Genomic DNA, 24080 nt, shown 5'->3' on the forward strand with positions numbered 1-24080 from the left:
GATCAGTCGCCCAGTCCCGGCGGATTGATTTCTGAATGGTCGATTTTCTCAACGCTCTCGCCCCAGCGATCCAGCACTTGCAAATACGCGCCGCTGGCAATGGCGCTGTTCAGCGATGCCTGCACGGCATCCACTAAGCCGTTGCCTTTTTTCAGCGTCACGGCAATGTTGGCGGTTTTCGGCCAGCCGCCCGGCACCGTGCCAACCAGCTGCGTTTTGCCGGTCAGCAGGGCTTTATAGGCACCGGTGACGTTTGGCCCGAAGGTGGCGTCGGCGCGACCTGACTGGATAGCCAGCGTGGCGGCGGCATCATCGGTGACATATTGCGGTTTAAACGCGGGCAGGCCTTTCGCCTGATTCTCTTTGTCCCACGCCAGCAGCACGGCTTCCTGATTAGTGCCGGAGCCGACGATAATGCGTTTACCGGCGATGTCCGGTGCGGATTTGATCGAGGTGATTTTGCTGCCGGTTTTCACGTAGAAGCCCAGCGTATCTTCGCGATAGGTGGCGAAATCAAATTTGGTTTTGCGGTCTTTGGTCACGGTGATGTTGTAGATAGCGGCGTCGTATTTCCCGGAGGTTACGCCGAGCGGCCAGTCTTCCCACGAGGCCGGCACCACTTTCAGTTTCAGCCCCAGGCCGTCGGCCACCAGACGGGCGATATCCGCCTCGCTGCCGATCACCGTTTTGTTATCGCGGGCATATAACCCGAATGGCGGGGCGCTGCCGAGTACGGCCAGTGCCACCGTCAGCGTGCCCGGTTCGACAAACTTAAAGTTGGCCGGGATTTTCGCCACGGCTTCCGGGCTTTTCGGCGTATTGATCGGAGTTTCATTAGCAACAAGGTCGATACCCGGTGCAGCATGAGCCAGTGTAGAAAGACTTAACAAAGTGGCAATTGCAGTCAGACTAAAGCTACGTTTCATCATTATTTTTACCCTGCATTCTTATTATGTGTTTATGACATTGAGGTGACGTTTTCACTATTCCCGAGTGTTACAGGGATGTAAAAGAACAAAATTCAATAATCAAATTGAGAAAAAGCAAATACGGGTGGAGGAATATTTCCCATGCAAAAAGCCCGGAATTTCCGGGCATGAATGACAGGCTGAAGAGTAATAGGAATTATTTTACGCTTAATTCATACAGCGCTTTTTCAGCTAACTGCTGGAAATAGTTCGCTGCCGGGAAGATAGCTGATTCATCCGGATTAAATTGCGGATGATGCAGGCCAAATTCGCTGGCCGAGCCGATGCTGACGAACGCGCCGGGGACGTGATGCAGGTAAAACGCAAAGTCTTCGCCGCCCATCTGCGCGGTGGCCACTTCCGCTTTATAACCAAATTCGGCTGCCGCCTGAAGGCTGAATTCTGCCCAGCGTGGCGTATTCACCACGGCCGGTGGCCCGCCAAACCAGTGCAGCTCGGCTTTCGCGCCCAGCGCACCGGCAACACCTGAAATCAGCTGGCGGATCCGCCCCGGAATTTGCTCGCGAATATCATCATTATGCGTGCGCACCGTGCCTTCGAGTTCGACGCTCTGGGGCAGAACGTTCCAGGTATTGCCGCCCTCGATGCGGGTCACGCTGACCACCGCAGACTCCTGCGCGGCGACGTTACGGCTGACCAGTGTTTGCAGCGCCGTCACGATGTGGCTGGCGGTGACGATACTGTCGACGCCTTCCTCCGGATGGGCGGCATGCGCGCCTTTGCCGGTGATGGTTATCTGGAAGCGATCGACATTGGCGTAAAACGCGCCGCCTTTGGTGGAGAAGGTACCCACCGGCAGTTCAGGCGCATTGTGCAGCCCAAAAATCGCATCGACGTTTTCCAGTGCACCGGCCTTAATCAGCTGAGATGCTCCGCCAAAACGCTCTTCGGCAGGCTGGAAAAACAGACGCACGCGGCCTGGTAACTGGTCCTCGCGGGCTTTGAGTAAGTATGCCGCACCAAGAATTACAGAGGTATGGAAATCGTGGCCGCAGGCATGCATCACGCCCGGTTGCTGAGAGCTGAAGGGTACGCCGGAGGCTTCTTCGATCGGCAGGGCGTCGATGTCGCCGCGCAGCGCCACCACCGGGCCGTGCGCCGGGCCAATTTCAGCCACTACGCCAGTTTTTAAGCCAAGATCTAAAATGCGGATCCCGGCGGCATTCAGCCAGTCGGTAATTTTTTGCGTGGTCACGAATTCCTGATTGGATAATTCAGGATGTTGATGTAATTCGCGGCGATGGGCGATGAGTTGATTTTCTAACGCAGTGGTAGCGGTGTTCGCCCCGGTGCGGATTTCATCGGCAAGTGAAATGCTCATTATAAATAGCCTTTTATGGGTAGAGATTGCAGTCATTTCATCCTAGTCATGAATTGCCGTCTGACTAAATACCCTGTGGCTATAATTTATATCCGCCATAGAGGCATAAATCCCATAGCTAAATATTCACTATAGAAACGTAATTTTATTATTTAGCTTTGCGCTGACTTCGTGGAACTCTTTTTATCATGATGAATGATTGTTACCAGACTTAAGCAGATAAAAGGAATGCCCGACGTGAATTACCGACTGAGCTTATTAGATCAAAGCCCGATAAATGACGGGCAGAGCGCCGCACAGGCATTGGCGGCGACGCTGACATTTGCGCAGACAGCAGAGAGACTGGGGTATCACCGTTTGTGGGTGTCCGAACATCATGACACCGAAAAGCTGGCGGGCAGTTCGCCGGAAGTCCTGATTGCCTGGCTGCTGGCGCAGACATCCCGACTGCGTATCGGCTCCGGTGGTGTGATGCTGCAACATTACAGCCCGTACAAAGTCGCGGAGAATTTCCATTTGCTTTCAGCGCTGGCGCCGGATCGCGTCGATATCGGCATCGGTAAAGCGCCGGGCGGTTTACCGCTTTCCACCAAAGCGCTGCGCGGACATCATTCAGCCGAGAATGCGCCCGGTTTTCCCGCGCAGTTACAACAGCTGACCCATTATCTTACACATCTCGACGACCATCTGGCCGGTGTTGAAGCACGCGCGTTGCCGCATCCGCCGGTTGCGCCCCAGCGTTTTCTGCTCGGCGCCAGCAAAGAAAGCGCCCGTCTGGCAGCCTCGCTCGGCTGGAATTTTGTGTTCGCCGGTTTCATCAATACTTCAGCGGAAGTGATGACTGAATCGGTGCTGGCGTTCCACGAATATTCCGCTGGTAAAGGTCAGGCACTGGTCAGCCTGGCGGTGCTCGCCGCTCAAACCCGTGAAGAAGCCGCAGAGCGGGTGGCCGAACAGCATAATTTCCGCGTCACGATTGGCGATAAACACGTTACGGTCGGCACCCGCGAACAGGCGGAAGCCTTTGTGCGGCAGGCGGGTGCCAGGCAGTTCACCATCGACCAACAACAGCTCAGCGTGCTGCACGGTACGCCCGGCGACATTCACGAGCAGCTGCGCGACATTCAGCGCCGTCTGTGCGTCAACGAATTTGTCCTTCACACCCCACTGACAGAGGCCGCCGTGCGTCTGAAGTCCATTGAATTGCTGGCTGGCCAGCTGTAAGGAGATCTCATGAGCCATTCGAAAAGTATCAAACTGGGCCTGATGTTGCACGGTGCAGGCGGCCACATGAATTCATGGCGGCATGAAAAAGCGCCAGCAGATGCGAGCGTTAATTTTCCCTATTTCCGTGATTTAGCGCTGCGCGCAGAAGCCGCCGGTTTTGATTTCCTGTTTGTCGCCGACGGCCTGCACATCAACGAAAAATCGCTGCCGCATTTCCTCAACCGTTTCGAGCCGATTGCCTTGCTGTCGGCGCTGGCGTCGGCGACGCACAGCATCGGGCTGGCCGGGACGATTTCGACGTCCTACAGCGATCCGTTTACTGTCGCGCGTCAGCTGGCGACGGTCGATAACATCAGTCAGGGGCGCGCGGGCTGGAACGTGGTGACGTCGCCGCTGGCCGGTTCGGCGAAAAACTTCGGTAAAGACCATCCTGAACATGCGCTGCGCTACCAGATTGCTGAGGAATATATCAGCGTGGTGCAGGGGTTGTGGGATTCGTGGGAAGACGACGCTTTTGTGCGCGATCGTGAAAGCGGCGTGTTCTTCGATGCGGCCAAGCTGCATAAACTTAATCATCAGGGGCAGTTCTTCTCGGTGGAAGGACCACTGAATATTCAGCGCTCGCCGCAGGGCCAGCCGGTGATTTTCCAGGCAGGCGCGTCGGATGCGGGGATCGCACTGGCGGGAAAATCTGCCGATGCAGTCTTCACCAACGCCCGCACGCTGGAAGAAGCCAAAGAGTACTCGGCCAAATTGCAGGCGCAGGTAGCGAAAAACGGGCGTCATCCGGTGGGAATTTTCCCCGGTATCAGCCCGATTGTCGGCAAAACCGAAGCGGAAGCCGAAGCCAAATATCAGCATTTGCTCTCGCTGCTGTCACTCGACGACGCACTGGCGTATCTCGGCCGCTTCTTCGATCATCACGATTTCAGCCAGTATCCGCCGGATGGTCCGTTCCCTGAGCTGGGCGATTTAGGCCAGAACACTTTCCGTTCAACCACCGACAGCATCAAAAAGCAGGCCAGAGAAGAAAATCTCACGCTGCGCGATGTGGCGTATCAGGCCACGCTGCCACGCGGTGAGTTCTTCGGCACGCCGGAGCAGGTCGCCGACCGGTTAATCCGCTGGGTGGAAGAGGGCGGCGCGAGCGGCTTTATTATCAGCGGGCCGGTGCTGGTCGAAGCGCTCGACGATATTACGCGTCTGGTGCTGCCGGTGCTGGAGGCGCGAGGTTACTGGCATCCTTCAGAGGCACAAACCCTGCGCGAACGGCTGGATATTCCGTTTAAAAGCAACCGCTACAGCGTGCAGGAAAGGCAGCGGGAAGCCGTGAACGAGAAATAGTTACAACATACTGGTTTTCAACAGCCCGCTCCGGAGACACCGAGCGGGCTTTTTGCTTTGCAGGGAGGAACGTCCGGGCTTGCCTCGTGAAAAGATTGGGCGTAGGTTTCGCAAAACCCTTTGAAATCTTAGAACGCTTAAGGAAAACACATGAAAGCTCTGGTTCTGGAACAGCAAGACAAAGCCACGCTGGCTGAGGTGAAAGAGATTGCACTGCCTGACATGGCGCAAGGCGATGTGTTAGTCGATATCAGCTGGTCGGGTCTGAACTATAAAGATGCGCTGGCGATCACCGGTAAAGGCAAAATCATCCGCCAGTTCCCGATGGTGCCGGGCATTGATTTTGTCGGCCACGTGAGCCGCAGCAATGATCCGCGCTTCTCCGTCGGGCAATCGGTGATCCTCACCGGATGGGGCGTCGGCGAAACTCACTGGGGCGGTCTGGCTGAGCAGGCGTGCGTGAAAGGTGACTGGCTGGTGCCGTTGCCGGAAGGCATGGCGGCGCGTAATGCGATGATCATCGGTACGGCCGGTTTCACCGCGATGTTGTGCGTGATGGCGCTCGAAGAAGCGGGCGTGACGCCGGACAGTGGCACCGTCGTCGTGACCGGTGCCAGCGGCGGCGTGGGGAGCACTGCGGTCGCGCTGCTGCATACCCTCGGTTATAACGTGGCGGCGGTGACCGGGCGTGAATCTACTCATGATTATCTGCGTAAACTCGGTGCCAGCGAAATTCTTTCGCGGGACGATTTTGCCGAAACGCGTCCGCTGGAAAAACAGCTGTGGGCCGGTGCGGTAGATACCGTCGGCGATAACGTGCTGGCGAAGTTGCTGGCGCAAACTAATTACGGCGGGTGTGTCGCCGCCTGCGGTCTGGCGGGCGGTTTTAACCTCCCGACGACCGTCATGCCGTTCATCCTGCGCAACGTGCGTTTGCAGGGTGTGGATTCCGTTTCTGTGCCCGCTGAGCGCCGTGCGGCGGTGTGGGAACGCCTGATGAACACCCTGCCGGAAAGTTTCTACCAGCAGGCCGCAACCGAAATCACCCTTGAGCAAACGCCTGCGGTAGCGGCTGATTTTCTCAACAACAAAATTCAGGGCAGAACGCTGGTGAAAATCACCGGTTAAGCCGCTTTTCCCGGCACCCCTGCGGTGCCGGGATTTCTCCTTCGTTCAATTTTCCTTCTGCACTAAAGAATTCCCCGCGACTGACCGATAAATACAGAACGAGATAAAAGAGAATCTGATCCCTTATTTTCCGAATGGCTCATATCGCTTTGCTGTCGCACAACAAATAATTAAACGCATGGGGAAAGTATGGACAATTTTCAGAAAGACATCGATGAGAGAACCAATCTCACGTCATCTAACCGGTTTGAGTTATTGCTGTTCCGTCTGGGCTCTGCGCCTGACGAAGACCAGTCCGAGCTGTTTGGCATCAACGTCTTTAAACTGCGTGAAATCGTACCCATGCCTGCGCTGACCAAAGCGGCGGGGATGGCATCTCCTATGTTGGGCATGGCGAATATCCGCGGCGAAATTATCCCGGTGATTGATCTTCCGGCGGTCGTCGGCTGTGTGCCGAAAACCGGGCTGAACATTTTGCTGGTCACCGAATACGCGCGCAGTACGCAGGCGTTTGCGGTGGAATCGGTGGATGACATTGTGCGTCTCGAGTGGAGCCAGGTGCTGGCGGCTGAATCCGGCGTCAAGAGCCGTAATATCACCAGTATCGCGCGTCTGGACAACGATAAATCCAGCAACCGTCTGGCACTGGTGCTGGACGTCGAACAGATCCTCTACGACATCGTGCCTTCTACCGGCAATGTGGCTATCGATAAGCAAAAGACCCGGGCGTTCACACTGAAACCGGGCGCCGTGGCGATTGTGGCGGAAGATTCGAAAGTGGCGCGTCAGATGCTGGAGAAAGGGCTGGCGATGATGGAAATCCCGGCGCAGATGCACGTCACCGGTCTGGAAGCCTGGAATAAAATTCGCAAAATGGCGGAAGAGTGCAAAGCGGAAGGGCGGCCAATTTCCGATAAAATTTCCTTCGTGCTTACCGATCTGGAAATGCCGGAAATGGACGGCTTTACCCTGACGCTCAATATTAAGCGCGACGAGTTCCTGAAGAATATTCCGGTGATCATTCACTCCTCGCTTTCAGGCAGTGCCAACGAAGATCACGTGCGTAAAGTCGGTGCTGATGGTTACGTTGCCAAGTTCGAAATTAATGAACTGGAAGCGGCTATTCATAAAGCGCTGGATGCGAAGGCGGCGGCGGTGGCGTAACCACGCTTTCCCAAAAGCCCGTTGATAAAATGAAGTCTGCCCGGTGAACGCTGAAAACAGAGTTTCCCGGCAGACGTCGCAACAGGGATATATTATAGGGCGATAAGTGAAATAGTCTGAATAACAGCGCTGTAATATATTATTGATTTGCCGCTGATATCACATGCATAGCGTAATATTTTCGGGGTTAATTTAAATGCGTCGTATTCCCGTGCAATAAAACAGGCCAATTGTAATTAATGTTTTCCTCCCGGCACTTTGTTTACTTTTCGATAAATGCTAATATTTCAGTAATAAAGCTCGCACAATATCGGAAATCGTGATGATGTTTTTCCTGGAAGAAACGCTGATAAATACGCTTGTTGGCATGTGTATCACCTATACGTGCATTTCTGTTCCTTTTTTATTTGTGAAGTTTACCGAGAAAAACAGCCTGCTGGTAAAATGTGGCCTTGGCGTGCTGGTCGGGCTGGCCAGTGCCTATATTTTCAGGGATGGCATCGCCAATCACGTCGCCCTTTTCAGCGTGATCATCTCACCCATTACCTTCGGTTTTATTTTCTTTGGTTATCCGGTTTTAATTTTTGGCATTATTACCAGCACTCTCTTTATCTTCGGTGATACCAGTTATTACGATGTGTTTTCCGTGGTCTATTTTTTGTGTCTGGTCGGGTTTCATCTCACAAAGCGCAGAGGTATGGCGTATGTGATCATTTCTTACTCCATTGCACAAAGCGTAAATTTGTTTTCCCACGTTTCAGCGCTCAGTGAAAGCGGCTACTGGCAGCTGGCGATTGCCAAAACCTCCCTGAGCTTAGTCTTTCTGATGATGCTGTATTTCGCCTTTGGTAAGCTGCTCGACCTTTCAACCAGCCAACACTATTTCAAGAAGGCCTCCGAAACGGATCCTCTTACCGGCGTCAGTAATCGTCGGAGTATTGATCTCTATTTAAAAAAGGTCGAACAGTCTGAGAATACGCAATTTTGTGTATTTATGCTGGATATCGATAATTTCAAATCGATTAATGATAATTTCGGCCATCCTTTCGGTGACACGATAATCAGCACAGTGGCAAAGCTCATTAAGAAGAATATCCGTAGCCATGATTTCGTGGGTAGATACGGCGGAGAAGAGTTTATTATTATCTTAAATTCCAGTCTGGATAATGCGCTGCCGGTGGCCGAGAAAATGCGGGTCATTATTCAGGAACACGTTAGTGAAACTGATTCTCAGGAAAGTGTTTGCGTCACCGTATCCGTTGGCATTGCCGAACATGCTTCCGGCTCACCGGTCAATATTGCCGTCGCTAACGCCGATAGCGCACTTTATAAAGCCAAGACCGGGGGTAAAAACAGGGTCGAAGTGTATTAGGTGGCAGTAAGCAAAGACTAAGCCTGACAAGATTCAGAAGCCGAAAGAGAGACAGTTCATCAAATAAACTGAATCCTTATGTTAAACAATTGATATTTATTCTCATCCCCGCCCGACGTACAGTGATCTCATAAATGCGCGATTTTCTGCACAAGCTGTCTGGTTAATCCGCTCATGGTCACACGAGGTTTGAGGATAATTTCGCTATGAAAAAAATTGGTTTCTTATCATTTGGTCACTGGACGCCGTCTCCCCAGTCAGGCACGCGCTCGGCATCAGATGCCCTGCTGCAATCCATTGATCTTGCTGTGGCGGCAGAAGAACTCGGTGCCGACGGCGCATATTTCCGAGTGCATCACTTTGCCCGCCAGCTGAGCTCTCCGTTTGCGTTGCTCGCGGCCATTGGGGCGAAGACGCGTAGTATTGAGATTGGTACGGGTGTTATCGACATGCGTTATGAAAATCCGCTGTATATGGCTGAAAATGCCAGCGCGGCGGATCTGATTTCCGGTGGTCGCTTACAGCTTGGGATCAGCCGCGGGTCGCCGGAACAGGTGATTGATGGCTGGCGGTATTTTGGATACCAGCCGGCAGAAGGGGAAACCGAGGCCGATATGGCGCGGCGTCATACTGAAGTGTTGCTGGATGTACTGCGTGGGGAAGGATTTGCTAAACCAAACCCTCAGCCAATGTTCCCAAATCCGCCGGGACTTCTGCGCCCTGAGCCGTATTCAGAAGGTTTGCGTGAGCGCATCTGGTGGGGCGCCAGTTCGAACGCCACCGCAGTCTGGGCCGCTAAACTCGGCATGAATCTGCAAAGCTCTACGCTCAAAGATGATGAGACCGGCGAGCCGTTCCATATCCAGCAGGCGCAGCAGATCCGTGCTTACCGGGCTGCATGGGCAGAAGCGGGCCATCAGCGTACGCCACGCGTTTCTGTCAGCCGCAGCATTTTTGCGCTGATGGACGACCGTGACCGCGCATATTTTGGCGCCAGCAGTCACGACAGCGATAAGGTCGGTTTCATTGATGAGAAAACACGCGCCATTTTTGGACGCAGTTATGCCGCTGATCCGCAGACGTTGATCAAACAACTCCAACAGGATGAAGCCATTGCCGAGGCGGACACTCTGCTGCTGACTGTGCCCAACCAGCTGGGTGTTGATTACAACGTGCACGTCATTGAATCGATTCTCAAACACGTGGCACCGGCCATGGGCTGGCGCGATTAATGCGCTGATGACATCAGAACCTGAAGCCCGCTTATGGCAACGTAAGCGGGCTTTTCTTATTTTGCGACGCTGACAGAAAATCCGCTGAGACGAAGTGGTTATTCTATAATCAGTCAGGACATTTTTTCTGATGATAAAACGCGCAAAAAGCACGTAAAAATCCGAAGGGAAGGACTATCAAATACATAGGGTGATTCAGATGTGACTGTCGTTGATCCGCGTATAGAGTAGCAATGAGACTATAAAAAAGGAGTGTGAGCATGAGCAGTTCTATTGATGAAGAAGCGAAAGACGCCAAGCCGATTGTAGAAGCAGACAGAGAAGCCGATGTCAGCAAATGTCCTTTCCATACAGGAAACTCGAATAAAGCCTCCGGTGGCGGTACCAGTAACCGCGACTGGTGGCCTAATCAGCTCAGAGTCGACCTGCTAAACCAGCACTCATCCCGCTCAAACCCGTTGGGCGACACCTTCGATTATCGTAAAGAATTCGCTAAATTAGATTACTCCGCACTCAAAGCTGACCTCAAAGGTCTGCTGACCGAATCCCAACCCTGGTGGCCCGCCGACTGGGGCAGCTACATCGGTCTTTTCATCCGCATGGCATGGCACAGCGCCGGTACCTACCGTTCGGTCGACGGTCGCGGTGGCTCGGGGCGTGGTCAGCAGCGTTTCGCGCCTCTTAACTCCTGGCCGGACAACGTCAGCCTCGATAAAGCACGTCGTCTGTTATGGCCGGTGAAGCAAAAATACGGTCAGAAAATTTCGTGGGCCGATCTCTATATTCTCGCGGGTAACGTCGCGCTGGAAAATTCCGGCTTCCGTACTTTTGGCTTTGGCGCCGGTCGCGAAGACGTGTGGGAGCCGGATCTGGACATCAACTGGGGGGACGAAACCGAATGGCTTGAACATCGTCACCCTGAAGAACTGGCAAAATCACCGCTCGGTGCAACGGAGATGGGGCTGATTTACGTCAACCCGGAAGGCCCGAATCACAGTGGCGATCCGGCTTCCGCAGCGCCTGCAATCCGTGCCACCTTTGGCAATATGGGCATGAACGATGAAGAGATTGTCGCGCTCATCGCGGGCGGACATACGCTGGGCAAAACCCACGGCGCAGGCGATGCCAGCCATGTTGGCGTTGATCCGGAAACGGCTCCGATTGAATCTCAAGGTCTGGGCTGGGCAAGCAGCCACGGCACCGGCGTCGGCGCTGATTCCATTACTTCCGGTCTGGAAGTGATCTGGTCGCAGACGCCAACGCAGTGGAGCAATTATTTCTTCGAGAACCTGTTCAAATATGATTGGGTTCAGACGCGCAGCCCGGCAGGTGCGATTCAGTTCGAAGCAACCAACGCACCGGACATCATTCCTGATCCTTTTGATCCGAATAAAAAACGCAAACCAACTATGCTGGTCACCGACCTGACTCTGCGTTTCGATCCTGAATTTGAAAGAATTTCCCGTCGTTTCCACAGCGATCCGCAGGCCTTTAACGAAGCCTTCGCCCGCGCCTGGTACAAACTGACGCACAGGGATATGGGACCGAAAGCACGTTACATCGGACCGGAAGTGCCAAAAGAAGACTTGATCTGGCAGGATCCGTTGCCGGTCCCGGTGTATCACCCGACGGTTGCCGATATCGCTCAGCTGAAAGAAAAAATTGCCGCGTCCGGTCTCTCAGTCAGTGAGCTGACGTCGGTAGCATGGGCGTCGGCGTCCACGTTCCGCGGTGGTGATAAACGCGGAGGTGCCAACGGTGCGCGTCTGGCGCTGCAACCACAAAGAGGCTGGGAGGTTAACGCCGTCGCTGCCCGTGTGCTACCGACGCTGGAAGCCATTCAGCAGTCATTCGCGAAAGCCTCGCTGGCGGATGTGATTGTGCTGGCTGGCGTAGTCGGTGTTGAAAAGGCGGCGAAAGCCGTTAACGTTGAAATTGAAGTACCGTTCACGGCAGGGCGCGTGGATGCACGTCAGGATCAGACCGATATCGAATCGTTCGAACTGCTGAAACCGCGCGCGGATGGATTCCGCAATTACCGTGGCGATACCGGCAGCACGTCGACTGAAAATCTTCTGATCGACAAAGCACAACAGTTGACGCTTACCGTGCCGGAGTTAACGGTGTTGGTGGGAGGTTTACGCTCGCTCGGAGCAAACTTCGACGGCGGCCAGCAGGGCGTTTTCACAGATAAAGTGGGTGAACTAAATACTGACTTCTTCGTGAATCTGCTGGATATGCGCACCGAATGGAAAGCCACCGACGAGTCTGGCGAACGGTTTGAAGGGCGCGACCGCGTCAGCGGCGATGTAAAATTCACCGCCACGCGTGCCGATCTGGTCTTTGGTTCCAACGCCGTTCTGCGCGCCAGCGCAGAGGTCTACGCCAGCGGCGACGCCAAAGAGAAGTTCGTGAAAGACTTCGTTGCAGCCTGGACCAGGGTGATGAATCTGGACAGGTTCGATCTCTGATAATTGTTGCTCAGCCTTAAACGTTGATAGTGCAACGTCAAAGCCCGCCCGAGGAGACTTGAGCGGGTTTTTTTTATATGCCTATTATTCTTTCATCACCATGACCTTTAAAGGTTTAATGCTCTGACGTCTGGATAAATATTATGCGGAATGTGATAAACCTTGCCGCTTCTCTTTGGCAGAAAGAACGAAGGCATGGGCTGAAGCAGGCTTTCACTTCCTCCGTTTGCCTCACTCACTCAGACATTAGTCAAAATAAGGTTTCAACACTTCTTCAGTCCAATTCATAAAAGCCCTGACTCGTTGCGACAGATTGCGCCGGTGCGCGACGACGAAAGATGCATTCAGCGGCTCGGGCCGCAGAGTGGGAAGGACTTCAACCAACGCGCCAGATTTTATATGGGGTACGAGCGCGGAATACCCTCCCTGAATTAACCCTAACCCCGCCAGTCCTGCTTCATGGTAAGCGGGCACGCTGTTGACCGTCATCGTGCCGGGTAACATCAGTGAACTGTAGCCATTACCGGACGGATATTCCCATCCGTCAGGTTTCGCGCCAAAATTGCGCATGTAATGAACCATCTTGTGTCCCTGATTAAGAAGATCATCAATCGTCTGCGGCACACCGAAGCGTTTCAGATAGCCTGGACTCGCCGCATTGATCATCCGTAATTTTCCCAGCGGTCGGGCAATCAGGGTCTCATCAACAATGGGTCCCAGACGAATTACGCAATCAAATCCTTCCAGAACCAGATCCACACGGCGGTCAGTACTTGAAAGCTCAAGTTCGAATTCCGGGTGAGCATCCAGTAGTTGTGGTAGTGCGGGGATAATGACGCTTTCTGCCAGAATTGCTGGCATATCAACACGTAAACGCCCTCGCAGAGACATGCCGCCAGATAAAAACATTGACTGCAGTTCGTCTGCTTCCGCCAGCAGGTCTCGTGCCCGTGAATAAAAAATGCGGCCATCTTCGGTCAACTGCACGGTCCGGGTGGTGCGGTGCAAAAGCGTAGCGCCTACGTCGTGTTCGAGCTCGCGCACCACTATTGAAGCACGTCCTTTCTGAATACCAAGGCTTTCAGCTGCCTGGGTAAAGCTCTTCATTTCCGCCACGCGCGCAAAAATGATCAGTGCCTCAAGATTTTTCATTGTTCCTCTTTAAGATAACAGTGCGTTAGTTTTTAGGTTATTTATGCCTACTGTAATACTTAATAGACTGTCTTCACACCGCGTTATCCAGCGCAAACACTTACTGAAGGCAATTATCATGACTCAACCCCTTTCAATGCTTAAATCTGTCGTCGTCTATCGGAAATGAAATATAAGCAACTTGGGCGTACAGGCTTGTTTGTTTCAGAATTGTGTCTCGGCACAATGACGTTGGGCGGCAACAAGGATGCTGGCATGTGGTCCTCCATTGGCGCAGTAGAACAGGACGAAGCAAATCAGATTATTGCGCGAGCGCTCACCGCCGGGATTAACTTTATCGATACCGCCGACATTTATTCCTTCGGCCAGTCTGAACGTATTACAGGCATCGCACTGAGAGAACTCGGTATTGCACGCAACGACATTGTTCTTGCCACAAAAACGGGTGGGGTGATGGGGCCTGGGCCTAACGCACAGGGAGCCTCTCGCGGGCATATTATGGATTCAGTGCAGAGAAGCCTGGAAAGACTCCAGGTCGATCACATTGACTTGTACCAGATTCATGCGAGCGATCCTGTCACGCCCGTTGAGGAAACGCTGCGTGCGCTTGACGATCTCACTCGGCAGGGGCTGGTTCGTTATGTCGGTGTGTCGAACTGGGCCGCAGGTAAGCTCGGTAAAGCACTTGGCCTGAGTGAGGCACGTCATACAACACGTTTTGAGACACTTCAGGCTTATTACTCCATAGCCGGGCGTGATGTGGAGCGGGAATTAGTGCCCCTGATCCGCGAGGAAAAAATGGGTCTCCTTGTCTGGTCGCCGCTTGCTGGCGGATTACTTTCAGGAAAATACGAACCCGGTTCATCAGCCGAAGTCGACAGCCGCCGCAGTAAATTCGATTTCCCACCCGTCGATCGCGATCACGCAGGGCAATGCGTTGCCGAAATGCGCGCCATTGCACAAGAACACGGCGTATCAGTCAGTCAGATAGCGCTTGCGTGGCTATTGGCCAGACCCTGTGTCACCAGCGTCATTATCGGCGTAAAGCGTATCGGGCAGCTCGACGACAACCTCGGCGCACCCGATATCATTCTGACAACAGAGGAACTGGTTCGACTGGATGAGGTAAGCGCTTTGCCGCCTTATTATCCCGGATGGATGATTGAGCATCAGGACGCCGCTCGCCACCAGGCATCTTCCGGTCCCCAAAACTGAATACGATTAAAACGTTGTAAAACCCACATCCCGCGGCCTGCATGTTCGCCTGCCGAAGTGCATTGCGCTGGGATAAACCACGTCTGACAAAAGAGATAAAAAATGAATAAAGGTTATCTAATCGCACATGTCACTGTATCGAACGCTGTTGCTTACGCCGAATATGCGAAGGCTGCCGGAGAAGCAATGCAGGCGTTCAGTCCAAAGGTTATTGCCTGGTCCGGGCAGTATGAAAACCTTGAGGGAGAATCCCACGAAAGGCATGTTGTCTTCGAGTTTGCTTCTTTTGCTGAGGCCAAACGTTTTTATGAGAGTCCTCAATATCAGGCAGCCAGAGCCATACGTGCAGGGGCTGCGACCGGGACTTTTGTGCTGGTTGAAGGTGCAGCTTAATTTTCGGCGTAATGCTTGATAAAAAAGTTAAAACTGCTTTGGCAAGAAGGTCTGTCTGATGACAGACCTTCTTGCCAGATATGATGTTCCTTGGGAGCATTCAGATTCGCATGTCTGCTTTGTGCCAGAAGCGGACGTAGCATGCATCATGTTATGATTCATTCAGTGAGAAGGGTTCACTCCTGTTTCCAGCTCATAGAGAACAAAAGGCTCTAAAAATTATGACATCATTCATTGAGAACCAAGTCATGGATTTTACTATCGGTCCCACTCATCCTGAGCACTTTGACAAGCTTCGCGCTATTGAACTGGCTGCTTTTGAAACATTGCGTAATGCAGGTGCGGTAACAGGCGAGGCGGGGGCAAGTAGCCTCGAGGAACTGAGCAATTTCAGTCGTAACGGTCTGTTACTAACGGCCTATACGTCTGATTCAGTTCCTGTAGGATTTGTAGCAGGCAAAGTTGAAGGCACATGGCTGCACATTGCTGAAATTGATGTACATCCGCAATGGCAGCGAAATGGAATCGGCAGACTGCTTATGGAGAGAATTCTCCTTACTGGGCAACAACGCGGTCTGGCTGGTGCCACGCTGACAACAGACAAGATGGTCGCTTTTAATGCCAGATTTTACGGTACATTAGGATTTAATATTGTGGAAGGCCACGCACAACCTCCGCATCTGGTAAGCCTAATTGCTGAAGAGATTTCTAAGGGTTTCATCCCGGCGCGACGTGTTGCAATGTGGGTTACCTTTTAGGACTCAGGTCCGCTTTTCGCTCACAGCGGACAGTCCGTCTGCAACCGGCGGATATGTGCCATAGGCAGACATGAAGGAAGTGGAATTGGTTTAAATACCGCGATGTTTCTCTAATTTGATATCAGTGCCATTAATATTTGTTTCATTGCCCCAGCCCAGTTGCATGTAGAATTTCGCCGCGCGACTATTTTTATCGGTTTCCAGCCAAGCAATCTCATGATGTTCGAATAATTCCTGCTCAGCTAACATAACAAGCCTGCGACCTACACCTCTGCCTTCATATTCCGGGAGAACAAAGGCCGCAAAAAGACATCCTTCATCCTGCAAAATCATTGTAAAACCGATGATTTTGTCGTTTTCAGTCGCAACCCATGCGCAATGATTCTTCTCAATCATATCGGCAACGGCGCTTTCGGTAATCCCCATCTGCCGCATTTCTTCACGACTCAGATGATTCTCGATTACCGATGTTCTCACTTCGAACATACCATCAATATCAGAAAGTTGAGCTGTTCTAACATTGATACTCATTAGCCTTACTCCATGTTTTATAATAAATTTTGATAATGATATCTGCCATGATCTTCAGAGAAACATAGGAATTTGAGCTCCAAGGCAGCTAATTATATCTGCTTTTCGCTCAAAGCTGACCATTCACATCAGCATGTTTGCTTCGTGCCAAAAGAGGAAATTTTATAAATTGTATTAGGTAAAACGCTACGATATTTTTCTCATCTGAGATGCAGATACTTTGTTCGGTTCACAGAACCTCAACAACCTCAAATTCTTCTGCGATCAGCTCCATTTCATCAGAAAAATAACCTTCACGAGTAAAAAACTTCTGATGCTCGTTCTGCCAATACTCAAGGCTCATATCACCTTCACCTTCCTTTCGGGCAAAGTCGGCGGTAACATCACAAAAACGCACTAGTCGCATCGAAACCAATCTGATAACGCACACTGGTATATCCTGACTATCAAGGATGATGTTATAACTCCCAATCCTAGGTGCATATTCTTCTTGCTGGTAAGTTGCAAAAGAACCGCATGAGGCCGTTTTAATCCCTTTTATAATAAGGTCTGCAAGTTCGTTGGCCAGTTCTGGGCTATCACCAAATTGCCAAGCATTCGCGTTTGGATACTTCACCTTTAATTCATCAACCGCACACATTTAAAGCCCTCTTAATCACATATAAAAAGAAATTTCATAATTGTTTTGAGCATGAATTGCCAGAAAATTTACATTGAAGCTCTCATATTACTTTCTTCGCCCGCTCCTCGCTCATAGCTGACTTTCATAGTTTGTCCCCGCCACTAATCTCTGTCTCGTAGCCATACACAAGACAGTTGCTTGCAATTGATGCCGAATATCATTTAATCGATGATTTTGAATTGCGATGATATACCGCTGTTTCCCCCTGTTTTCTGTATGGTTAAATGCTTCGGGTTTTCGAAGTTAACTCAAATTTAAATAGGGGCGCATGGATGGTCTGAAGCAGAGATGAAGCAATTTCGCAAATCAGATCGCGTGCGGGTTCTCATTCGATCCATCGTTGCGCATTCTATACGCGCGGGTTTTCGAGCGGTTCCGCCGGGGTCGACAGTGATCGCCGGTGATGTGGCTATCATTCAGCCCTATGCCGGCGGTAATCCCAGCGGGCATATGACGATGTACGACGGTACGACCTGGTATTCAGATTTCAGACAAAACAGCATGTATCCGGGGGGCGGATATCGTGCGGCGCAGCCGGCCTACAAAATCTATAGGAAGAACTGATGCGCGTGTTCATATTGCTCGCCATGTTTCTTGTCACCGCGTGTAGCTCCGTCCCGGACGCTAATCAGCAGGCTATAAACCAGGTGAAGAGCTTTTATAGTTTCTATCTTCGTGCTTTTGTGAGCAATTCACCGCCGCCGCTGCAGTCGCCAGAAATGCGCCGTTACGTTGCAGCGGATACGCTGGCCCAGCTCGAAAGAATTAATCAACTCCCGGAGCCTGATTATTTTAACGCCGATTATTTTACGTATAGCCAGGATTACGATCCTGCGTGGATTCCGGCTTTAAAGGTGGGGCTTCAGCTCGTAATCAAATGCCACTTCAGCCCGCACGGTGGCCAGAATATCCGCCAGGCTCCGTCTTGCGAAGGAAACTCAGTTACGGGCAGCACTTAGGCCAGTTCAAGATCTGATATTACGCGCCTCACCTCATTGAGCTGGTCTGCCCGCAGCGGTAATAACGGACGGGGCAGGCAGTTAACATCAGTCAGGCCAAGAAGACCGGCGGCAGCTGATATGACCCTGAAGCTTCCACCGTGCTGACCAAAAAGCGCCCAGAGTGGGCTGAGGCGTTCGTTTTGTGCCCGGACGGCAGTGTGATCGCCCGCCGCCGCCGCTTCCGTGATCTTTTTTGCCACAGCGGGAAATAAGCCTCCACACACCGAATACCAGACCTCACAGCCAGCGATCAGGCCTGTGGCAGCCGAGCTGTCACCGCTGATGCCGATTGTGACGTCTGAAGGTAGCCGGTTGCGCAGATTTCTTACACGGGCAGATGCCGCCTCAGCATCTGCTGGGACGCCCGGAATTTTGATGGAGTGTACGCCGGGCAGCGCTGCAATTTTACCGTGCAGCTCATCCGAGAAGGTAAAATGGGTTGTGCCCGGATTGTCGTAGACACAAAGCGGCACCGATGCGTGACGGGCGACCGTTTCGAAAAGTCCGTATACTTCGTCATCATGCAGCGCCTGGTATGAAACCGGGGGCAGCAGGAGTGCACCGGCACCGGCTGCCTGTGCGTCATCGGCCAGCCGCAGCACCTCATCGGTGCTTACAGCTCCCACACAGACCATCACCGGAATATTTCCTGCATTCTCTACTGCCAGTCGGGCAATCCGCCCACGTTGTTCACGCGTCATATAAGCGTAGCTGCCCGTCGATCCGAGTACGCCAAGGGAATCGACCTTCGCCTCCGTCAGCCTGCGCAGTATTCTCAGAAATCCTTTCTCATCAGGGGAGCCGTCGATAAACGGGGTAAGCGGAAACGCGCTGAGACCTTTAAACATGACTTATCCTCTTTAGTCCGGCTCAAGGCCGGATGGCTGAACGGCAGGCCGGATGCTGACAGACGGCCTGGAAAAAATGATGCCGGGTGCGCGCTGTCATACTGTTCTCATCAGCGAGTGGCTCTGTGATAGCCATGATTGATACGGACATAATACGACGAGAGAGTGCATATCATGTTCCTTAAAATGTACCAGGTTGATGCAGTCTATACCTTTTAGGACTCTGGTTAGAAATGCGTCGCAAAATGATTATGATGCTAAGAGTGACTGCCAGAATTTAACGAGGAGGAACGCAATGCTTCTGGAAAAGCTGAAAGCGCTCGAATGTACCCTTCACGGTGACAAACGCAACGATCGGAAATGGTTGGAACATATACTGCACCCCGAGTTCATTGAAATCACACGTTCAGGGGTGAAAGTTGATCGTGAGGAGACGATAGATTCTCTTACAGGCGAAGAGTGCGTCCCGGCCATTCGTAGCAATGACTTCCGGCTCATCAGCATTAAAGAAGATTTCGCAATACTGCACTACAGAACCTTTAATCCGGATGGTACCTGGGCAGCCCTTCGTTCTTCATGCTGGGCGTGTTCTGATAGCGGGCAGTGGAAGTTGGTTTTTCATCAGGGAACCCCTGAGGCTGGGAGCGTAGAGTAGTGCAAGAATTATGTCCGCTCGGAAAGCATTGTTGCTGGCAGCTTTGTGCCAGGAGCAGACCTTACAATCGTAGTCCGACCGCTTCAGAAAATAATTGCTCAGTCAGCTAATTAAGATTTCACGTAGTGCAATAAAAATTGTCGATTTTAGGGTATTGAGGCCCAATGGGGCGGAAACCTACGCTAAGCGGTAGCTTAAAACGATTTTGATACTATCTGGTCTTAAAATATCCGAAAAATGATTTTTCGATGACGTCTTTCAGTGCTCGGCATTTCAGACTCAGATCGGCAAACATCTGCTTCAGACGACGATTCTCGTCCTCAAGATCTTTGATCTTTTGGATATCAGCGGCTTCCATTCCGCCATATTTCGCCTTCCAGTTGTAGTCGCTGGCTTCGGAAATAGCGGCCTCGCGGCACACATCTTTGACGGTGCGTCCGGCTTCGACAGACTTCAGAACAGCGATGATCTGGTGCTCGGTGAATCGGATTTTACGCATAGCGATCTCCTCGGGGACATAATCAGTATGTCGGAAGATCTCTAAAAGTGGATGGGCCGTTTTAGTGGGATACTTACACACGGGCTACCACTACAGGGTCAGGGATGTGGTGATCTGGTCCTGATTGCGGCCAAAAGTTCGATTAATTCAACTAAGCCCCAAAGGCCGTGTAATCATAAGGTCGTTACATATTTATTGCGAACTGAAAGTCGAAAGTTTTTATATAATATAATAAAATAAACATATTACCTTCAAAATAAAATAAAACCATTAAGTCAACATTTAATGTAAACCAAAGCTAAACACAATATGAAAAAAATAAATTACGTTAACTAATCACCTTAATTGCAGGGAAACAATTTTTTACATTAATAAAAAGAAATTAAATAATTAATTGCTACATTAAAAAAGCAATGTTCTTTCGCGTTCTTTTACCATGAATAAGTAAACCCAAAAATTACCAATGAGGTTTTAATTATGAAAGTAAGTAGAATTGCAGCACTAGTATTATTAGCTTTTGCTGGGTTATCCAGAGCAGCTGAACCACTTCATCTTGATTTCCTAACAACAGCCCCTCATGACACCCACAACTCATTTTTAAAGGTTGGCGATGCTAATGGTGGTCCCGGTGGAGACGGCGGAAGCGGTGACAATTCTCCAGGCGCACGTGGGGGGGACGGCGGTAATAACAGCGGAAATGATAGTGGTAATAACAACGGCACAGGAAATGGTGACGGAAATGGTGACGGCGACGGCGACGGCGGTGGTGATGGCGGCGATGGCGGTGCCTGATATTCAAACTATGCCTGAATGAAAATATAAAGGCCTGTAAATCAGGCCTTTAAATCTGGAGGTTAAAGTGAAAATAAAAAAAACACTCAGCTTATTAGCTGGCCCAACAATTTTAATCCTTGCCCTACTGCCACTACGTAGTTTTTCGAGTGAATACATTCATTCTCACTATCATAAACATAGTAAACACAATAACAACTCACCATCAATGAATGGCGACGCTAATGGTGGTAAAGGTGGTGATGGCGGTAGTGGTAATAATTCTTCCGGAGGTCGAGGTGGAGACGGTGGTGTCAATGGAGGCAATGGTGGTAACGGAGAAAATGGTGGTAACAAAAATAATTCACCTGGAAGAAATGGGGTTGATGGACACAATGGCATTAATGGTCAGAACGGTTCTGATAAAACTTATCCCATAGATTATAAACTAGACCAAAAGCCACCCAATAATTCAGGAATGATTTTTACTGCTGATGGTGGGAATGGTGGGAATGGTGGCAACGGGGGTAACGGTCCGAATGGCGGGAATGGAGGAAATGGAGGAAATGCAGGGAGCGGAGATGGATCTAATGGAGGAAATGGGGGGAACGGCGGACAGAATGGAGCCAATGGGGGAAATGGCGGAGACGGTGGTAGCGGTTCTAACTCATCAGGGGGAGATGGCGGGGATGGGGGGAACGGACAAAATGGCAGCGCAGATGGTGGTGACGGCGGGGATGGGGGTAGCGGAAACAATTCTTCCGGCGGGGATGGTGGAGATGGCGGCAACCAAGCTTGATAAAACAGAAATGATGTAATATTTATGAGGATAACTTTATGAAAAATAAGACCCTTATGGCTTTTCCTTTACTTTTCGTTTCCGTGTTAATTCGCCCAGCTCTTGTTGTAATTCAATACTCACTAAGGCCATTATTATTTATATCCTCTACGCATCTTGCGCTTGCTGATGATGGAGATGGTGGCAATGGCTCTGACGGCGGGGGCGGCGGCGATGGAGGTAACGCCGGGGATGGTTCTAATGGAAATGGCGGTAATGGTGGGGAGGGTTCTGACGGTGGAGGCAATGGGGGTGATGGTGGTAATGGTGATGGCACGGGTAATGGGGGGCGTGGTGGTGATGCCGGTTGGGGAGGAGGAGATGGTGGACAAGGAGGAAAAGGTGGGGCAAATGGTGGCCACGATGGAGGCCCAGGAATGGGTACTGCTGCCTCGAATAAATAATTAAAAAAAGAATGTGTTAGCAAGCTGGGCTTTCTGATCCATTTAGCCTTTTTCGTCTGCATAAGTGCATTCTGCCCATAACCTTAGTCGATGAAGGGGTCCGCATGGAAAACGGAAAATATCCTACGTTAAGCCTGTTTTTTAACCAAGCATGACAGGCATCTTTGTGCCAGTAGCAGACGTTGCTAACATTTTTCCGTGTTAACATACAGGTAGCAGTTCATTTTAAATGAGACGCTCAGGTTTTTATTAATCCATGCCTTACAATAAATATCAAAAATTTAATTTCCATTATGAATATTAATTAGTTATGAAACTGATAAGCCCTGCCTCGAAAACTATTTATTGGGGAGGATTTTAATATACCCCATTTATTTTGCATTTCATGAAATAAGTCAATTTCTTGCTCGGTAACATTTCTCTTCTCACGATAAACCAGCGCGAAGTCTTTTTTATATACTCTAGCCATAAAGCTTCTATAGTTTGTGTTCCACATCACTGGAGATTCTGAGATATTATCAAACACAGCCACTACAATCTCTCTGTTCATTGATGTCTTCTGTTGATAATAAATAGCGTAGGCTTGGGCAATCAAACGTCTTTCCTCCTCATATTCTACTTTACTCATTTTTTTACAAACTGCCTTTGGGAAAATAACAACGGCAAAAATGGAATTACGAGTATAAGATGGATCATCCTCTCCCAATAAAATAGACCGACTACTAATAGCCCGCCCTAAGGTTTCTTTGAACTTAGCAATAATACTTTTGGAAAGTTCTCTACGACTCAACCGATCAAAATCACATAGAACCTCCAACACTTTTTGGTTTGCTTCGAACTTAGTTAAACCTGTACAGATAACTTCTCCTCTTACAAATTGATCAGAGATACACTCAATTAAATCATCAAAAATAAGTGAAACCCGATCTTCCTGCTTTCCATTTAAGTAATCACTAGCCTTGTTAAGCTCATTAAACCTCTCAATTTTAAACCCTTCTTCCTTAAAGTATAAACCTGCACCTCTACTTATGGATGGGCTTAGGATATATGTCGCTAATAAATCAAGTTCTATCAACTTATCATAATTGGTAAAAAATCCTTCTCGTGCTGCGAGTTCTTTTTCCTCTAGGTATCCTACGAATTCATTTACGGTACTTAGCTCTTGTGTTAGAGCTTCAATGGCTGAGCTATCAAAAACGTGTATATAGTTACCATGACGATCTCTACAGTTAGTTATAATACCATCATGAATACCATTACCTAGATAAAGCGGATATTGGCAACCGTTAGCGATGGCAACACGATAAACATTTAGTTGATTGATGTTTTCGCTATTTATAAACGGAAATTTATCACTCAACAAACATTGTTCAGTAAAATAAATTCGGTCATAATGTGTGCGAATCCAACTTTCTGCACCTTCAATCTGCTTTACTGAACTCTCAACTGCTCTTCTTTTCCAACGCTTCCAAGCTACAGAAGTACCATCTTCTTCAGGAATATTTTTTTCGCTATCTTCAGTGTATTTAACTTCTTTATCCGAAAAAATAATGACTATATTATTATAATAAACCAGAAGATCGCAGATCTCCTTCCCTTTTCCATTTTTCTTGATACCTTCATCGCTATATAAAATGGTCCAAGACCAGAGCTTTAGAAAAGTTTTATCACAAATAGCCGCTAATTTTCTTTCAGTTTCAGTAAAGCCTATGTTTTTCTTTGGGGAAATAGACTTTTTATTTATTTTATCTGTGTTCATTGTTTTCCTTGTAACTATTTTAGTAATAAATCATTCTTTATAATACTATAACAATCAATGTGTTGCCATGATTTCCATCACACTTCCCCAGCGGCTCCCATACTTATCTGAACAATAGTAACTATCTATTTACTAAGTGTATTGAACTACTGTGCGTTACGATCTCATAGTAAGCATGAACGTTCATCCAGTCCTTAATTCGGTCTAGTTCTCTGATCAGCATTTATAAGATGAGCTTCCGCTTGTCGCTCAGAGTGTGCCTTCAGCTCAGTGCGCACGTCCGCCCTGTGCCAGAAGCGGACACTGAATTTTCAGCGGCCTTTCTC

General features: G+C 50.2%; 21 protein-coding genes and 2 pseudogenes. 15 read left to right on the top strand and 8 right to left on the bottom strand.

Features of this window, described 5'->3' with window-relative positions; genetic code table 11:
* Positions 1–2: 2 nt before the first annotated feature.
* Positions 3–926 (bottom strand): ABC transporter substrate-binding protein, encoded by a 924-nt coding sequence (locus TU92_RS07305; protein WP_414060256.1) that lies wholly within the window; start codon positions 924–926, stop codon positions 3–5.
* A 199-nt stretch (positions 927–1125) separates the two neighbouring features.
* On the bottom strand, positions 1126–2310 hold the full coding sequence (locus TU92_RS07310; protein ID WP_112165734.1) for a M20 peptidase aminoacylase family protein: 1185 nt from the start codon (positions 2308–2310) through the stop codon (positions 1126–1128).
* Between the two features lie 237 nt (positions 2311–2547).
* Between TU92_RS07310 and TU92_RS07315 the strand changes: the two genes are divergently transcribed.
* From TU92_RS07315 to katG, 7 genes are all read left to right on the top strand, one after another.
* The gene (locus TU92_RS07315; RefSeq protein ID WP_112165736.1) at positions 2548–3534 is read left to right on the top strand and encodes an MsnO8 family LLM class oxidoreductase; all 987 of its coding nucleotides are present in this window, start codon (positions 2548–2550) and stop codon (positions 3532–3534) included.
* Between the two features lie 9 nt (positions 3535–3543).
* Entirely contained in the window at positions 3544–4881 is a 1338-nt protein-coding gene (locus tag TU92_RS07320; protein ID WP_112165738.1) for an LLM class flavin-dependent oxidoreductase, read from the top strand.
* A 150-nt stretch (positions 4882–5031) separates the two neighbouring features.
* Positions 5032–6009, top strand: a complete 978-nt coding sequence (gene acuI, locus TU92_RS07325; protein ID WP_112165740.1) for an acrylyl-CoA reductase (NADPH) — start codon at positions 5032–5034, stop codon at positions 6007–6009.
* Positions 6010–6198: 189 nt separating this feature from the next.
* Complete coding sequence (locus TU92_RS07330; RefSeq protein WP_112165742.1) at positions 6199–7173, top strand: chemotaxis protein; 975 nt, start codon at positions 6199–6201, stop codon at positions 7171–7173.
* A gap of 457 nt (positions 7174–7630) precedes the next feature.
* Positions 7631–8545 (top strand): GGDEF domain-containing protein, encoded by a 915-nt coding sequence (locus TU92_RS07335; protein ID WP_168990324.1) that lies wholly within the window; start codon positions 7631–7633, stop codon positions 8543–8545.
* A gap of 206 nt (positions 8546–8751) precedes the next feature.
* Positions 8752–9777, top strand: a complete 1026-nt coding sequence (locus TU92_RS07340) for an LLM class flavin-dependent oxidoreductase (RefSeq protein ID WP_112165746.1) — start codon at positions 8752–8754, stop codon at positions 9775–9777.
* A gap of 260 nt (positions 9778–10037) precedes the next feature.
* Entirely contained in the window at positions 10038–12248 is a 2211-nt protein-coding gene (katG, locus tag TU92_RS07345; protein WP_112165748.1) for a catalase/peroxidase HPI, read from the top strand.
* 246 nt (positions 12249–12494) lie between these two features.
* Here the strand turns inward: katG and TU92_RS07350 are convergent, their stop codons facing one another.
* Complete coding sequence (locus tag TU92_RS07350) at positions 12495–13400, bottom strand: LysR family transcriptional regulator (RefSeq protein WP_112165750.1); 906 nt, start codon at positions 13398–13400, stop codon at positions 12495–12497.
* 165 nt (positions 13401–13565) lie between these two features.
* Here TU92_RS07350 and TU92_RS07355 point away from each other — a divergent pair, with 165 nt between their 5' ends.
* The 3 genes from TU92_RS07355 (at position 13566) to TU92_RS07365 (ending at position 15766) form a co-directional block, all read left to right on the top strand.
* The gene (locus TU92_RS07355) at positions 13566–14615 is read left to right on the top strand and encodes an aldo/keto reductase (protein WP_112165752.1); all 1050 of its coding nucleotides are present in this window, start codon (positions 13566–13568) and stop codon (positions 14613–14615) included.
* Between the two features lie 102 nt (positions 14616–14717).
* On the top strand, positions 14718–15008 hold the full coding sequence (locus TU92_RS07360) for a DUF1330 domain-containing protein (protein WP_112165754.1): 291 nt from the start codon (positions 14718–14720) through the stop codon (positions 15006–15008).
* Between the two features lie 221 nt (positions 15009–15229).
* Positions 15230–15766 (top strand): GNAT family N-acetyltransferase, encoded by a 537-nt coding sequence (locus tag TU92_RS07365; RefSeq protein ID WP_240993947.1) that lies wholly within the window; start codon positions 15230–15232, stop codon positions 15764–15766.
* A gap of 90 nt (positions 15767–15856) precedes the next feature.
* On the opposite strand, the gene TU92_RS07370 is transcribed toward TU92_RS07365, so the two are convergent.
* Together TU92_RS07370 and TU92_RS07375 are read right to left on the bottom strand one after the other, a co-directional pair.
* On the bottom strand, positions 15857–16297 hold the full coding sequence (locus tag TU92_RS07370) for a GNAT family N-acetyltransferase (protein ID WP_167457466.1): 441 nt from the start codon (positions 16295–16297) through the stop codon (positions 15857–15859).
* Between the two features lie 229 nt (positions 16298–16526).
* Positions 16527–16937: an ASCH domain-containing protein gene (locus tag TU92_RS07375; RefSeq protein WP_112165756.1), complete on the bottom strand. Its 411-nt coding sequence runs from the start codon at positions 16935–16937 to the stop codon at positions 16527–16529.
* Between the two features lie 399 nt (positions 16938–17336).
* Between TU92_RS07375 and TU92_RS07380 the strand changes: the two are divergent.
* Together TU92_RS07380 and TU92_RS07385 are read left to right on the top strand one after the other, a co-directional pair.
* Positions 17337–17543 (top strand): annotated as a pseudogene (locus TU92_RS07380) (hypothetical protein); the annotation flags it as partial.
* On the top strand, positions 17543–17938 hold the full coding sequence (locus TU92_RS07385; RefSeq protein ID WP_112165760.1) for a DUF3828 domain-containing protein: 396 nt from the start codon (positions 17543–17545) through the stop codon (positions 17936–17938). The pseudogene TU92_RS07380 and the gene TU92_RS07385, both read left to right, overlap by 1 nt.
* Here TU92_RS07385 and TU92_RS07390 read toward each other — a convergent pair.
* Positions 17935–18828 carry a dihydrodipicolinate synthase family protein gene (locus TU92_RS07390; protein ID WP_112165762.1) on the bottom strand — a complete coding sequence of 298 codons (894 nt, stop codon included), beginning with the start codon at positions 18826–18828 and terminating at the stop codon, positions 17935–17937. The genes TU92_RS07385 and TU92_RS07390 overlap by 4 nt on opposite strands.
* 295 nt (positions 18829–19123) lie before the next feature.
* Here TU92_RS07390 and TU92_RS07395 point away from each other — a divergent pair, with 295 nt between their 5' ends.
* Positions 19124–19483: a nuclear transport factor 2 family protein gene (locus TU92_RS07395; RefSeq protein WP_112165763.1), complete on the top strand. Its 360-nt coding sequence runs from the start codon at positions 19124–19126 to the stop codon at positions 19481–19483.
* A 241-nt stretch (positions 19484–19724) separates the two neighbouring features.
* Here the strand turns inward: TU92_RS07395 and TU92_RS07400 are convergent.
* Positions 19725–19982, bottom strand: a pseudogene (locus tag TU92_RS07400) (transposase); the annotation flags it as partial.
* An 859-nt stretch (positions 19983–20841) separates the two neighbouring features.
* Between TU92_RS07400 and TU92_RS22355 the strand changes: the two are divergent.
* On the top strand, positions 20842–21552 hold the full coding sequence (locus TU92_RS22355) for a hypothetical protein (protein ID WP_136627581.1): 711 nt from the start codon (positions 20842–20844) through the stop codon (positions 21550–21552).
* Positions 21553–21738: 186 nt separating this feature from the next.
* Positions 21739–21999, top strand: a complete 261-nt coding sequence (locus tag TU92_RS07425; RefSeq protein ID WP_112165772.1) for a hypothetical protein — start codon at positions 21739–21741, stop codon at positions 21997–21999.
* 300 nt (positions 22000–22299) lie between these two features.
* Here the strand turns inward: TU92_RS07425 and TU92_RS07430 are convergent, their stop codons facing one another.
* Entirely contained in the window at positions 22300–23754 is a 1455-nt protein-coding gene (locus TU92_RS07430) for a hypothetical protein (protein WP_112165774.1), read from the bottom strand.
* Between the last annotated feature and the right edge of the window lie 326 nt (positions 23755–24080).

The sequence above is a fragment of the Rahnella inusitata genome, from assembly GCF_003263515.1.
GTDB classification, from domain to species: domain Bacteria; phylum Pseudomonadota; class Gammaproteobacteria; order Enterobacterales; family Enterobacteriaceae; genus Rahnella; species Rahnella inusitata.

Bases quoted from the DNA above. Each gene is read 5' to 3' on its own strand.
- TU92_RS07350 (WP_112165750.1), bottom strand. From the start codon at position 13,400: ATGAAAAATCTTGAGGCACTGATCATTTTTGCGCGCGTGGCGGAAATG.
- TU92_RS07370 (WP_167457466.1), bottom strand. From the start codon at position 16,297: ATGAGTATCAATGTTAGAACAGCTCAACTTTCTGATATTGATGGTATG.
- TU92_RS07430 (WP_112165774.1), bottom strand. From the start codon at position 23,754: ATGAACACAGATAAAATAAATAAAAAGTCTATTTCCCCAAAGAAAAAC.
- TU92_RS07375 (WP_112165756.1), bottom strand. From the start codon at position 16,937: ATGTGTGCGGTTGATGAATTAAAGGTGAAGTATCCAAACGCGAATGCT.
- TU92_RS07395 (WP_112165763.1), top strand. From the start codon at position 19,124: ATGCTTCTGGAAAAGCTGAAAGCGCTCGAATGTACCCTTCACGGTGAC.
- TU92_RS07355 (WP_112165752.1), top strand. From the start codon at position 13,566: ATGAAATATAAGCAACTTGGGCGTACAGGCTTGTTTGTTTCAGAATTG.
- TU92_RS07305 (WP_414060256.1), bottom strand. From the start codon at position 926: ATGAAACGTAGCTTTAGTCTGACTGCAATTGCCACTTTGTTAAGTCTT.
- TU92_RS07330 (WP_112165742.1), top strand. From the start codon at position 6,199: ATGGACAATTTTCAGAAAGACATCGATGAGAGAACCAATCTCACGTCA.
- TU92_RS07310 (WP_112165734.1), bottom strand. From the start codon at position 2,310: ATGAGCATTTCACTTGCCGATGAAATCCGCACCGGGGCGAACACCGCT.
- TU92_RS07390 (WP_112165762.1), bottom strand. From the start codon at position 18,828: ATGTTTAAAGGTCTCAGCGCGTTTCCGCTTACCCCGTTTATCGACGGC.
- TU92_RS07360 (WP_112165754.1), top strand. From the start codon at position 14,718: ATGAATAAAGGTTATCTAATCGCACATGTCACTGTATCGAACGCTGTT.
- TU92_RS07425 (WP_112165772.1), top strand. From the start codon at position 21,739: ATGGCTCTGACGGCGGGGGCGGCGGCGATGGAGGTAACGCCGGGGATG.
- TU92_RS07320 (WP_112165738.1), top strand. From the start codon at position 3,544: ATGAGCCATTCGAAAAGTATCAAACTGGGCCTGATGTTGCACGGTGCA.
- acuI (WP_112165740.1), top strand. From the start codon at position 5,032: ATGAAAGCTCTGGTTCTGGAACAGCAAGACAAAGCCACGCTGGCTGAG.
- katG (WP_112165748.1), top strand. From the start codon at position 10,038: ATGAGCAGTTCTATTGATGAAGAAGCGAAAGACGCCAAGCCGATTGTA.
- TU92_RS07385 (WP_112165760.1), top strand. From the start codon at position 17,543: ATGCGCGTGTTCATATTGCTCGCCATGTTTCTTGTCACCGCGTGTAGC.
- TU92_RS07365 (WP_240993947.1), top strand. From the start codon at position 15,230: ATGACATCATTCATTGAGAACCAAGTCATGGATTTTACTATCGGTCCC.
- TU92_RS07340 (WP_112165746.1), top strand. From the start codon at position 8,752: ATGAAAAAAATTGGTTTCTTATCATTTGGTCACTGGACGCCGTCTCCC.